The 13,151-nt window shown below is 65.4% G+C and carries 8 protein-coding genes and 1 pseudogene; 5 read left to right on the top strand and 4 right to left on the bottom strand.

Translation table 11 applies throughout. The features are described from left to right. Positions 1–10 precede the first annotated feature (10 nt). From PE061_RS09590 to PE061_RS09580, 3 genes are read right to left on the bottom strand one after another with little or no spacing between them, the layout of a single operon-like run. On the bottom strand, positions 11–1,630 hold the full coding sequence (locus PE061_RS09590) for an AMP-binding protein (RefSeq protein WP_271258855.1): 1,620 nt from the start codon (positions 1,628–1,630) through the stop codon (positions 11–13). Then, positions 1,611–2,744 (bottom strand): acyl-CoA dehydrogenase family protein, encoded by a 1,134-nt coding sequence (locus PE061_RS09585; protein WP_271258854.1) that lies wholly within the window; start codon positions 2,742–2,744, stop codon positions 1,611–1,613. The genes PE061_RS09590 and PE061_RS09585 overlap by 20 nt, the downstream gene beginning before the upstream one ends. Then, positions 2,744–3,934 (bottom strand): acyl-CoA dehydrogenase family protein, encoded by a 1,191-nt coding sequence (locus PE061_RS09580; RefSeq protein WP_271258853.1) that lies wholly within the window; start codon positions 3,932–3,934, stop codon positions 2,744–2,746. Before PE061_RS09580 ends, PE061_RS09585 begins: the two co-directional genes overlap by 1 nt. Before the next feature lie 414 nt (positions 3,935–4,348). Here PE061_RS09580 and PE061_RS09575 point away from each other — a divergent pair, with 414 nt between their 5' ends. The 5 genes from PE061_RS09575 to PE061_RS09555 all read left to right on the top strand — a co-directional run bounded on the left by PE061_RS09575 (position 4,349) and on the right by PE061_RS09555 (position 11,706). Then, positions 4,349–6,013, top strand: coding sequence for a flavin-containing monooxygenase (locus PE061_RS09575; protein WP_271258852.1), 1,665 nt, complete (start codon positions 4,349–4,351; stop codon positions 6,011–6,013). Positions 6,014–6,157: 144 nt separating this feature from the next. Then, the gene (locus PE061_RS09570; protein ID WP_271258851.1) at positions 6,158–7,954 is read left to right on the top strand and encodes an SMP-30/gluconolactonase/LRE family protein; all 1,797 of its coding nucleotides are present in this window, start codon (positions 6,158–6,160) and stop codon (positions 7,952–7,954) included. 17 nt (positions 7,955–7,971) lie between these two features. After that, the gene (locus PE061_RS09565) at positions 7,972–8,343 is read left to right on the top strand and encodes a c-type cytochrome (protein ID WP_271258850.1); all 372 of its coding nucleotides are present in this window, start codon (positions 7,972–7,974) and stop codon (positions 8,341–8,343) included. Positions 8,344–8,426: 83 nt separating this feature from the next. Further along, on the top strand, positions 8,427–10,889 hold the full coding sequence (locus tag PE061_RS09560) for an FAD-binding oxidoreductase (RefSeq protein WP_271258849.1): 2,463 nt from the start codon (positions 8,427–8,429) through the stop codon (positions 10,887–10,889). Between the two features lie 37 nt (positions 10,890–10,926). After that, entirely contained in the window at positions 10,927–11,706 is a 780-nt protein-coding gene (locus tag PE061_RS09555; RefSeq protein ID WP_271258848.1) for an alpha/beta fold hydrolase, read from the top strand. A 30-nt stretch (positions 11,707–11,736) separates the two neighbouring features. On the opposite strand, the pseudogene PE061_RS09550 reads toward PE061_RS09555, so the two are convergent. Then, a pseudogene (locus PE061_RS09550) lies at positions 11,737–13,096 on the bottom strand (IS3 family transposase). Between the last annotated feature and the right edge of the window lie 55 nt (positions 13,097–13,151).

The raw sequence follows: 13,151 nt of genomic DNA, 5'->3' as shown, positions 1-13,151 counted from the left end.
GGACTTGTCCTCACCCCCCGTCGGCAGGGCTTTCAAGCGCCATCTGCCGCAGTACGTTTTTTCTGACCTTACCAGATGGGGTGCGCGGAAAGTCCAGCAAAATTTCCAGCCGCTCGGGCACCTTCTGCGGGGCGAGCCGCTCGGCCAGCAGGAAGTCGGCGAGTTCGCCCAAGGTGAGCGTCCGCCCGTCCTCCGGTATGACAAAGGCGCATACGCCCTCACCCAGCCGGACGTGCGGCATGGCCACGACGGAGGCTTCGGAAACGGCCGGGTGGCGATGAAGATAGTGCTCGATTTCCCTGGCGCTGATGTTCTCGCCGCCGCGGATGATCAGGTCCTTCTTGCGGTCGGTGATCAGGATCGCCCCGTCGTCGCGATAGATGCCGATGTCGCCGGTCAGGAAGAAGCCGTCCGGGGTGAAGCTGCTCTGGTTGTCTTCCTCGCGCAGATAGCCGCGAAACAGCGAGGGGCCGCGCACGGCGATCTCGCCTTCGCTTCCACGCGGAAGGTCCGCGCCGGCGTCATCTAGCACCCGCACCTCGTAGTCGACGACGGCGCCATCCGTCGTCGCGCCTCGGCGTGCCGGGTCGGAGCCCGCAAAGCCGAGCGTGATATAGGGTGCTTCCGTGCTGCCGTAGACGCGGAAGGCAGGCTTCTGTCTGAACGCCGCGTTTGCCGCGTCGATGACCGTCTCCGGCACCGATGCGCCTCCGCAGGCGAAGATCCGCAGACTGGGAAGGTCGGACGCCACCGCCAGCGCCGACGCCGTGAGTTCCTTGAGAAACGGCGTGGCGCCGACCGTCATCGTGGCCTGGTGCTTGTCGATCAGCGTGACCGCGGCGGCTGATTCCCACCGCTCCATCAGCAGGCAGCGGGTTCCCGCCATGAACGGAAGCTCGAGCGCGTTGCTGTAGCCGGTGGCGTGCGTGACCGGAGACGGCATGAACACCACGTCTCCGCCCCGCACGCCCCAGTGGTCCGCGCTCACCGATATGGCGCGCGCGAGCGTGTTGTGGTCGTGCAGAACCGCTTTCGGCAGACCGGTGGTGCCCGATGTATAGAGCAGCAGTTTCGTGGCTCGCGGCGAGACCTCGGGCCAATCGAGGCGGCGCCCGGCGCCCGCCGCCACCAGATCCCCGAAATCCGGCATCCCCGGCGCGCGGCTGCGCACGGTCACGATGTGCAGGTCCGGCAGCGACGCCCTCAACCGCTCCAGCATCTCCGTGTAGGAAAAGCCGCGGAACGTGCCGGGGATGAACAGGATCCGGCTTCGCGAATCCCGCAGCATGAACGACAGGTCGTTGTCGCGGTAGATCGGCACCAGAGGGCAGCACACGAGGCCCAGCCGGCAGGCGGCGAGATTGATGACCGCCGTTTCCGGCCAGTTGGGCAGTTGAAAGCTCAGCACGTCGCCGGGCCTGAGGCCAAGATCGTGGAGGCTCGCCGCCAGCGCCTCGGCATCGGACATCACCGACGCATATGTCCACGGCGCGTCCTCGCCGACGAACACGGCGCCGTCCGGATCGGCGAGCGCGCGGTCGAGCGCGTCCATCGCAACGGTCCGCTCGCGCCAGACGCCAGACGCAGCGTAGCGGTCCACGGCCGGGCGGTTACGCGTCATGCCGGACATCAGCGGTTTCCTGCTCCAATTCATCCATGATCGTGTCGGCCAGGCGATCGAGATGATCGTCGGCGACGCCCCAGCTCTGGGCGAGATACAGCAGGCGCTTGAGATACCGGCCCGCCGCGCATTCCTCGCTCATCCCCATGCCGCCGTGAAGCTGGATCGCGGCCTCTCCGACGAAACGCCCGGCCCGGTCGGCCGTGATCTTCGCGGCCGCGGTCAGCCGGGCCGCGAAGGGTGAACCCGTGTCGATCGCTTCCGCCGCCGTCCTGACGATCGCCGCGGACCGCCGCTCCGCGATCATCATGTCGACCAGCCGGTGCTGGAGGACCTGGAAGTCCGCGAGCGCCCGGCCGAACTGCCGCCGCGACCGGACATGTTCAAGCGTCAGCTCGTTGAGCGCGCGCATCGCCCCGGCCGCCTCGGCCGCGGTCGCCACCGCTGCCGACAGGCCCGCCTTTTCCATCGCCGCAGCCACCGAAGACATGGCGAGCCTGCGATCGCCCGGCACGAACACGCGATCGAATGTCACCGTCGCCGCGTTGCGATCGTCGATCATCGGATAGCTGTGCAGTTCCAGCCCGTCCGACGCCGGATTCACGAGATAGAGGCCATCGTCTCCTCCCACCGACCGCGCGACGACCAGCAGGAGGTTCGCATCCCCGGCGTGCGGAACGCAAAAGCAGCGCCCCGTCAGCCGCACGCCGCCGGCGTCCGGCGATGCCGTCACGGGTTCGCTTCCGGCGCCCGGCGTATCGGCCCCGGACCGGACGAGGCCGGGGACCAGCGAACCGTCGCAAAGTCCGTTCAGCAGCGTCTGCCGTTGGCCCTCGTCGTCCACGTGAAGCGCGAGTTCCGTGCCGACGACGGCCGCGAGGGTGATCGGCGCCTTCAAGAGCGCACCGCCGATGCCGCGCGCGACGATCAGATAGTCGGACAGCCCACCGCCCATGCCGCCATACGCTTCCGGCACCATGATGCCGAGCCAGCCGAGATCGGCATAGGCCTGCCAGCCGCCCGCCGCCGCCGCGCCGGTGTGGTCCGCCGGACTCCGGTCCGCCAGGAAGCGGTCGACCTCGCGCTCGAACAGCCGGGCGATGTCCGGTTCAAGCATCGCCATTACCGGCCGAGCCCGAGCACGGCGCGCGCGATGATGTTGCGCTGGATTTCGTTGCTGCCGCCATAGATGCTGAGCACGCGCGAATAGAGATATTCGCGGACGCTGCCCGCGAACTGCGCAGGCCCGGTCATCGGATCGTCCGCCGAGAGCCCGGAGGTGTCATAGGCCAGCCCGTGACGGCCGAGCACGTCGATCGTCATTCCGTTTATCCTTTGCAGAAGCTCGGAGCCGACGATCTTGAGCATGGAAGCGACGGGGCCGGGGTCGCGGCCGTTCTGCGCCTCGGTCAGCAGATCGAGGCAGGTCGCCTCGAGCGCCAGCGTTTCCGAATAGATCTCCGCGAACTTCAGGCGCCAGTGCCGGTCCCCGGCGAGCGATCCGCTTCCCGAAGGCGTCATGCGGGCAAGGCCGAGCAGCCGCTGCAGCAGCCGCTTCGCCTTGCCAACCTCGGCGGTCAGCAGCCTCTCCCTGTCCAGCAGGAACTTGGCCTGCGTCCAGCCGCGGTTTTCCGCGCCGACGAGGTTGGCGGCGGGCACCTTCACGTCATCGAGGAAAATCTCGTTCACGTGATGATACCGGTCGATGGTCGGAATCGGGCGCACGACGATACCGGGCGTTTCCATGTCGAGCAGCAGGAAGGAGATGCCGTCCTGCGGCTTGCCTTCCGTCGAGGTCCGCGCGAGCAGGAACATCTTGTCGGCCCAGTGCGCGTAGGAGATCCAGATTTTCTGGCCCGTCACGCGATAATGATCGCCGTCGCGCACCGCCCGCGTCGAAAGGCTGGCGAGATCGGACCCCGCGCCCGGTTCCGAATACCCCTGCGCCCACCAGATTTCCGAACGCCGGATCGGCCCCAGATGCGTCCGCTTCTGCGTCTCGTTGCCGAAGGTGTAGATGACGGGCCCCACGTAGGAGATGCCGAAGGGAATCAGCCAGGGTGCGCCGGCCGCGTAAAGCTCTTCCTCGAAGATCCAGCGCTTCAGCGCGCTCCAGCCCAGTCCGCCATGCTCGACGGGCCAGTGGCCGGCGAACCAGCCCTTACGGTCGAGCGTCCGCTGCCACCCGATGTAATCGGCTTTTTCCAGCTTCTGATTGTGTAGCACTTTCGCACGGAGATGTACGGGCAGCTCGTCCGCGCAAAACCGCCGCACCTCGTCCCGAAAGGCCTGCAACTCGGATGAAAGCAGCACACGCTCGCCTTGAATTTGATTATTGATTCATTGATCACTATTCACATCCGGGGCGACGTGATGTCAAGAGATGTCACGCTGGAAACACCCTCGCCGCGAACGGCGCTCAACCCACCCTGCCGGAACCGGCGCCCGATAACCGAAAGACTTATAAGGAAAATATCCGCGCAAGCCCGGAGCGGCATACGACAATGCCCCCCATTTGCTTTCGGACACTCCCCACAACGCGGTATCGCCGCAAGGTGCCGGCCCCGTTATGCGACCCTGCCGGAACCGGCCGCGCACGCGTCGAGAAATGGCCTTGACATCCTCTTCCCCGAGGCACAGATAATGATTTATGATTCAATAATCAAAAAAAAGCGAGGCCGGCCTTCACGCATGTGACGGCCGCACCCTCGACGAAGGGGATCGCGCATGGTTGCAGAAGCGAGACGTCTGGCTGACCTCTGGATTTCCACGGAGATGGAACGGCTGCGGTCCGGAGGCCCGGAAGAACGGGCGCAGGAACTCGCCGATCTCCAGGCCGGGATCGAGCGCCAGCTGCTCGAATTGCCTCCCGAGGAAACCGGCGATCCCCTCCCTCCCATGATTCCGGCCGCATTCAAGGCCCACGATCCCCGGCGCAAGCAGCCCGCGATCGTGATCGTCGGCGCGGGCGTCGGCGGCATCTGCATGGCCGTGCGTTTGCGGCAGGCCGGGTTCACCGACATCACCATCCTCGAAAAGGCGGGCGAGCCGGGCGGCACCTGGCATCACAACCGGTATCCCGGCGTCGCCTGCGACGTCTCGTCCTATTATTACTGCTTCAGCTTCCATCTCAATCCGGGATGGTCGCAGATGTTCGCGCCGGGAGACGAGATTCGCGCCTATCTGCAAGGCGTCGCGGACACCTACGGCATCACGCCGTTGATCCGCTTCGATTCCGAGGTCACGTCCTGCACCTACGAGCAGGATCACTGGCATATCCGCCTGACCGGAGGCCGCGCGCTGGACGCGGACATCCTCATCTCCGCGGTCGGCTTCCTGCACGTCCCGCACCGGCCGGACATACCGGGCCTCGACACGTTTCACGGACAGGCCGTGCACAGCACGCAATGGGACCCCAGTCTCGATCCGAAGGAATTGAAGATCGGCGTCGTCGGCACCGGCTCCAGCGCCGTGCAGATCGTCTCCGCGCTTGCCGGCAAGGCCGAAAGCGTGTCGGTGTTCCAGCGCACCCCGCAATGGGTGTTTCCCTATCCGAACGAGCATTATTCCGAACGGCGCAAGCAGGTTCTGTCGCGCTACCCGGAACTCATGGGCCGATTGTTCGAGTTTTTCGCCGCGTGGTACAATGGCGAATTCGGCACGGCCGTCGTCGGAAATCAGGACGCGCAGGAAGTCTTCCGGTCCGCCTGCGTCGCCAACCTCGAAACGATCAGGGACGAGGAATTGCGCCGCAAGCTGACGCCGGATTATCCCATCATGTGCAAGCGTCTCGTCTTTTCGAGCACCTACTACCGCGACCTGCAGGATCCGTCGGTTCATCTGGTGACGGAACCCGTCGGCAAGGTCGTGCCCGAAGGCATCGTAACGGCGGACGGCGCCCTGCACGAACTCGACGTGCTCGTGCTGGCGACCGGCTTCAAGACCCACGCGTTCTGCCGGCCGCTGAACATCTCGGTGGCGGGCGGGCCGTCCCTCGAGGAAAGCTGGAAAGACGGCGCCGCAAGCTTCGAATCCGTCGCCGTCAGCGGCTTCCCCAACCTGTTCGTGCTGGGCGGACCCTATTCGACGGTCGGGAATCTCTCGACGATGAGCTGCACCGAATTGCAGACTGCTTACATCATGCGCCTGATCAACGCGCTGGAAGACAGCGGCGCCGATGCCGTCGTGCCGCGCGCCGAGGCCCAGCAGCGGTTCGTCGCCGAAATGCAGAGCCACGCGCGGGACACGATCTGGCTCTCGGGCTGCAAGAGCTGGTATCTCGATGCGAACGGCACGGTCACGATCTGGACGCGGACGCCGCAGGAATTCCGGGAACGGATGCTGCGCGGGCCGGACCTCGCCGATTTCGCGTTCCTCCCGTCCTGCGCGTGAGCGGGACATGAAACCACTCTGCCATGTTCGTGCAGGCTGCCGCGCCCATCCCCGAAAAGGAGGCATCGCCATCCCCGAACAGGCGATAGCCCGGGCGTCGGGCACGTCCTATCCGTCAACACTTCACGTCGTGGATGAAAGACTATGGGAAAAGACTCTGTAGCGTGGCTGCTGCTCGGCGCAGCGTTCATCGGCCTCAGCGCGCCGGCCTCGGCAAAGTTCGTCGGGCGCGTGATCGGCCTGCACGACGGGCAGCCGGTGCTGCAGGCGATGGTGACGCTCTCCATGCCTTCCGGCACGGCGGGACCCGCCGCCATAACCGTGTTCACGGACGACGAAGGGCGCTTCACCTTCGAGGATGCGAAGGCCGCGCCCGCTCCCGGCGCCGGATTGGCCGCCGACAAGCTCGGTTTCCGGCAGGTGAAGGGCGCATCGGGCGCGCAAGCGGGCGGGGAAACCACGCTGTTCCTCGAACCCACGGCCAATATTGCCTCTCAGGCCCCGGCTTCCGCGTGGTTTGCGCGCGCTCCGGCCGGCACTGGCCGGAACGTCACCATCGCCAGTTGCTCGAGCTGCCACCAGACCGGCAGCCCGAAGATGCGCGACTACGCGGCGAAGATCGACGCCGTCCGCGGCGGCCCGGACGGAGACCGCCGCGCGCTCGAAGAGTGGCGAAAGGTCGTCCGCCACGAGGCATGGCGCACCATCGTCAAGTACATGCGGACCCAGCACTACTCGGTTCTCCCCATCGAAAGCGCTATGAACCTCAACGCCATCGACTGGCCCACCGCGATCGACGCCAATCTGAATTTCTTCACTGAGAATCAGGGCGAAACCATAGCGCAGTATCTTGCCGGGAATTTCCACGGCGCGATGGACCAGCTTTCGGTCGACGACTATTCTCTCGGCGCGCCGCTCGGCGTGACGGCCAGAACAACCATCAGGGAATATCCGTTTCCGGACGACGCGCTCGTGCGCGAGCTCGTGCCGTCGCCCGCCGATCCGTTCCTGTGGGGCGCCGACGTCAGGCGCAACCTGCTGGCGAGGCTGGATCCCAGGACCGGCGTGACCAAATGGTATCCCGTCGACTTCAAGGGATCGACCGGACCGCACACGATCGTGCCGGACGATACCGGCCATCTCTGGATTTCGATGGTGGACAACGACCAGTTCGGCCGCTTCGATCCGAAGACCGAAAGCTGGAAGCTGTGGACCCTGCGGCCCGGGAACCTGCCGACGGACCCGTCGCTCGCGGGCGCGGCGATCGTGCACGACATGTCGATCGATTCGCGCGGGCATCTGGCGCGCGATCAGGCCGGGCGCATCTGGGTCACGCTTGTCGGCACGAACCAGATGGGGTCGCTGCACCCGGATTCCGGCGAGGTCTCGTTTTATGATACCAACACCATCAATGGCCTCAGCCCGATCAACCACCTGATCTATTCGACCGTCCTGTCGGAGGATGGCCGCTACGCATGGTATTCGCAGGTCAACGGCCATGTCGGCTGCTTCGACACGCAGACGAACACGGTCACGAAGCTGGTCGAGTTCACGGAAGGCACCGGTCCGCGCCGGATGATGCGGGACAACGCGGGGCGCCTGTGGGTCGCCCTGTTCGGCACCGGTCAGGTGGCGAGCATCGACATGCGCGCGGGCCGCGTGCTTCGCACCTACGATCTGCCCGACCGCGCCAGCGCGCCCTATGCCGTCACATGGGACGAACGCCGCAAGACGGTCTGGGTCGCAACGGCCAACAGCGACTCCATCTACCGGCTCGATCCCGACAGCGGCGACGTGACCGTCTATCCGCTGCCGCGCAAGATGGCGTTCCTGCGCCAGATCGCCGTGCATCCGCACACCGGGCAGCTCGTCGCCACCTACGGCAACTATCCGGCCGGGTCCGGCCCCTCGATGGGTCTTCTCATCGACGTCGGCGACTGATCGAAAAGGAAGCACCGATGCATTTCCTGTTCCCGGCCATCCTCTTCGCCGGTGCGGCCGCCGCCGGAAACCCGGCCGCGGAGGGCGCGCTCTGGACGCGGGAAGAGGCGAGGATCGTGTTCAACGATTTCGGCTGCAACGGCTGCCATGACATCGAGGAGACCCGCATCGGTCCCGCCTTCCGCGATGTCGCCGCTGTCTATGAAGGCGCGGACGCCGTTGCGGTCGAACGCCTCAGGCTCAAGATCCAGCGCGGCGGCGCCGGGACGTGGGGGCAGGTCCCGATGGTTGCCTACCCGCGCATGTCCGATGAGCAGGCCCGCAAGATCGCGGTCTGGATACTCGCGCAGCAAGATTCCGGCGCATCCGGGGACGATCGCTCCAAATAGCTGTCCTCGCCACCATTTCGCGTGATGGAAACCGGCACCGGTTGGCTCCAATTGCATGGGCATGGTCCCTCCGGAGCCCGGTAATGACGTACAAGGTTGAAGTTCGCTATTCAGACGGCGCGAGCCGCACGCTGGCGGTTGGGCCTGCGCAGACGATTCTCGATGCAGCGGAGGAGGCAGGCGTTCCGATCGTGCACGCCTGCGAGGCCGGCGTGTGCGGCACCTGTGTGGGCAAGTGCCTGTCGGGTCAATATGAGCAGGGCTATTCGATCGGGCTGAGCCAACCTGAGAAGGACATAGGCCGTATCCTCGCGTGCCAGACCCGCGCCGCGTCCGATTGCGTCATCGCATTCGACTATCCTCTGGCCGATAACGCCGCGCGCGTCCTCTCCGGCACATGCGCCGTGACCGCGGTCCGCAGGCTCTCCGACAACGTCGTCCTGCTCACCCTCGACATCTCCGCGTTCGACGGCCCGTTCGCGGCACAGCCGGGGCAATTCGCCCAGCTCAAGGTCCCCGGGACTTCGGAATGGCGCAGCTATTCCTTCACCGATGTGGATTTCGCGGGCGGCGAAGCCGAATTCCTGATCCGCCTGCAACCCGGCGGCGTGATGTCCGCCTATCTGGAGCGCGCGCGTCCCGGCGATCTTGTGGAGATGCGCGGCCCCAAGGGCGGTTTCTGGCTGCGCGACGTGAAGCGGCCGATCGTTCTGGTGGCGGGCGGCACCGGCCTCTCCGCCGTGCTGGCGATGGCCGGGCAGCTCGTCGCCGGGCAGGTCTCCGTGCCGGTCACGCTGTACTACGGCGTCAATGAAGCGCCCGATCTCGTGTTGACCGACCGGCTCGAGCGGCTGGCGACGGCAAACAGCAATTTCCGGTGGAAGACGATCGTCTCGACACCCTCGTCCGGCTGGACCGGGGCGACCGGGCTCGTGACGGACCTGTTCGACGCGGACGACTTCAACGGCGGCAACGCCGACGTCTACCTGTGCGGCCCGGCGCCGATGGTGGAAGCCGCTCGCGACTGGATCGAGACCCGCAAGCTCGCCGCGGCGAATCTCTATTTCGAGAAGTTCCTGCCCAGCGCCCGCAGACAAGACGCCGAGGACGCGAAAACGCCGCTTGCCATCCCCCGCCCGGAAGAGCTGCGAACGGCGGGCCGGGGAACGGCCCTCGTCATCGGCGGCTCGATTGCCGGCATCGTCACCGCGAAGGCGCTTTCGGAGCACTATGAGAAGGTGATCGTCCTCGAAAAGGACCAGACCCACCGGCGAACCGAGGGGCGCCCCGGCGCGGCGCAGGGCTGGCATCTGCACCACCTGCTGATCGCCGGCCAGCGGGAGGCCGAAGCGGTGTTCCCTGGCATCATCGACGACATGGTCGCGGCGGGCGCGTTCCGCGTCGACATGGGCGAGCAATACCGCATCCTGCTTGCAGGCTCCTGGAAGAAGGTCGTCAGAAGCGGCATCGACATCGTCTGCGCCGGCCGGCCGCTTCTCGAATGGTGCCTGCGGCGGCGGCTCGATGACGAGCCCGCCATCGACTACCGCTACGAGCAGGCGGTCCGCGATCTGGTGTTCGATCCCGATTCCGGTTCCGTGCTCGGCGCGGTGACGGAATCCGGCGAGGTCGTCGCGGCCGAGCTCGTCGTCGACGCGGCAGGCAAGAACACGCCGGTTCCGGACATACTTTCAAGGCACGGCTTCCCCGTTCCGGAACTGGAAGAGGACCATATCAGCTGCTTCTATTCCACGATGTACCACCGCGTTCCCGCCGACCGCGTCTGGAACGACAAGGTGATGGTTCTCAGCTACTGCTACCGCCCGCACCAGAAATACTACGGCTGCCAATACTACACCGACAGCAGCAGGACCGTCATGGCGACCACGCTCGTCGGCTACGACTGCTATGACCCGCCCCGCAACGCGCAGGAGTTCCGGGCCTTCGCGGACCGTATGCCGACGCCGGTCATGGGCGAGGAGCTCGATCACTACGAGCCGTGCTCGCCGGTCTACAACTTCCGCTATCCGACGATGCAGCGCTACCATTACGAGCGGCTCGGCCGCGTGCCCGGCGGGCTGATCGCCGTCGGCGACTCGCTGTCGAGTGCCGATCCGATTTCCGGCGCCGGCATGACCAAGGCGCTGCTCGAGATCGGCAGGCTCCGCGAGGCCCTGCGAACATCCGATCTGCGCGCCCCCGAAGCGGTCAGGGCCTATTATCAGGACGTCTCGGGCCTTGAAGACCTCGTCTGGGCGGTGATCCGCGAGCAGAACCTGCGCTTCCCGTGGATCAAGGACGTGGAGAAGAAGCGCCCGCCGTTCGCGAAGCTGCAGAACTGGTACATCGACCGCGTCATGGAGCTGATGCACGACGCGCCGGACGTCTACCGTCTCTATCTCTCCGTCACCCATTTCGTCTCGCCGCCGGGCGTGCTGATGCGGCCGACGGTCGTGGCGCGGGCGATCGGGAAGTGGCTCTTCACGAAACTCACGTTCCGGAAAAGCCTTATCGAAAGGAACTTCGGCAAGGCGCCCGTCGCCTGACGCGGCCGCCCGTCCGATTGCAGGGGAGAGGAAAAGAATGGGTACGTGGAAACACGGCTTTGTCGATGCCGGGGGCGTCCGCCTCCACACCGTGGAAATGGGCGAGGGTCCGCTCGTCATCCTCGTCCACGGGTTTCCGGAGCTCTGGTATTCGTGGCGCTACCAGATCCCGGTGATCGCCGAGCAGGGCTACCGCGTCGTCGCGATCGACCAGCGCGGCTACGGGCAATCCTCCAAGTTCTGGCAGACGGACTGCTATCGCCTGCGCCATCTGGTCGCGGATCTCGTCGGGCTGGTCCGCGCGCTCGGTGAGAAGACCGCGATTCTCATCGGCCACGACTGGGGCGCGCCGGTCGTCTGGACGGCAGCGTGGCAGCATCCGGAAATCTTCACGGGCGTGCTCGGCATGAGCGTGCCGTTTTCCGGCCGGGGCCAGATCGCGCTGCCGGGAAACCCGTTCGGCGAGCTGCCGCCGCACGAAATCCACCGCCGCATCTCGGGCCCCGATCTCGACTTCTATCAGGTGTATTTCAGCGGCCTTTCGGACATCATAGACGAGATCGAGGCCGATGTGTCCGGCTGGGTCCGCGACCTCACCTGGAGCGTTTCCGGCGACGCCATGATCGAGGCCGGCTTCTCCCTCGAAGGCGCCGACCCCGTTGAACTGATCCGCGCCGGGGCGCTGTGCCTGCCGCGCGGCGCCCGCCTGCGCGACCGTTTCGCGACTCCCGCCGCGATGCCGCACTGGTTCACCGAGGACGACCTCGCGGTCTTGTCCGTCGTCAGAACATTTGGCGCAACTCGCGGCGTAAATTAGCGGAGCGCGGGCCTCGTCTGGGGGCTGATATTAGGCGGCGAGCTTGCGGTGCAGCAAGCGCCGATGTTCGATGGTCTGTCGTTTGATCCTTTCGCGCTGTTTGATGATGGCAGGTGCCCTGCCGAAGTAGGCGTCGGCTGGCGTCACGTTGCCGAGGCTTTCATGGTATCGGCGGTGATTATAGTGGTCGATGAAGGCCTCGATCTGGGCCTCCAGATCGCCGGGCAGGAAGTAATTTTCCAACAGGATGCGGTTCTTGAGGGTCTGGTGCCAGCGTTCGATCTTGCCCTGGGTCTGAGGATGCATCGGGGCACCGCGGACATGGCTCATGCCGTTGGCGCCGATCCATTCGGCCAGCTCTTCAGCGATATAACTGGGACCATTATCGCTGAGCAGCTTCGGTTTTTGCACGACCCTGGCCGAAGAACAACCCGAGGCTTCGAGCGCCAGCTCCAGCGTGTCGGTGACGTCCTCGGCACGCATGGTGGTGCACAGCTTCCAAGCGATGACGTAACGGGAGAAGTCGTCGAGCACGGTCGACAGATACACCCAGCCCCACCCGATGATCTTGAAGTAGGTGAAGTCGGTCTGCCACATCTCGTTCGGCCGTGTCGTCTTCGTGTGGAACGCATCGGCCGCCTTGATCACGATGAAGGCCGGGCTGGTGATCAGGTCATGGGCCTTCAACAGACGGTAGACCGTGGCTTCCGACACGAAGTAGCGCTTCTCGTCGGTGAAGCGCACCGCGAGCTCGCGGGGTGACAGATCGGTTGTATCCAACGCCATGTCGATGATTTGCTGCTGGATATCATCGCCGATGCGGTTCCACACTCGGCTTGGAGCCGATGGCCGATCCTCCAGTGCCTCCGGGCCGCCCTCGAGGTAACGGTCGTACCAGCGGTAGAAGGTTCTGCGCGGGATACCGAGCTGGTCCAGCGTGCGTTTAGCCGGCAGGTGCGATTGCTCGACGATCCTGAGGATCTCCAGCTTCTCGGATGCGGGATACCTCATTCGCCGCCTTCCCCATCCGCGATCATGCTTTTTTTGAGCAGACGGTTCTCCAGCGTCAGATCGGCGACGCATTCCTTCAGCGCACGGGCTTCGCGGCGCAGGTCATGCACCTCGCCGGTGGTCGCGGCACGGGCGGTGTCGCCCGCCAAGCGCCGCTTGCCCGCTTCCATGAACTCCTTCGACCAGGTATAGTACAGGCTCTGCGCTATGCCTTCCTTGCGGCACAGCTCGGCGATGCTGTCCTCGCCGCGCAGCCCTTCCAGTACGATCCGGATCTTGTCCTCTGCTGAGAAGTGCCGGCGTGTCGCGCGCCGGATATCCTTCACCACCCGTTCCGCAGGGGCTTGGCCGATTTTTTCAAGGAGGATTTGGGCTTCATCTTCGTTCCTTCGTCACTACGACGAAGCCCAAATCCTCCTTACTTCACAACCTCA

This window comes from Sphingosinicella microcystinivorans (genome assembly GCF_027941835.1).
In the GTDB taxonomy this organism is placed as follows: domain Bacteria; phylum Pseudomonadota; class Alphaproteobacteria; order Sphingomonadales; family Sphingomonadaceae; genus Sphingosinicella.
Note: the sequence above shows the minus strand (reverse complement) of the source record. Positions and strands in the feature narration are given on the sequence as shown.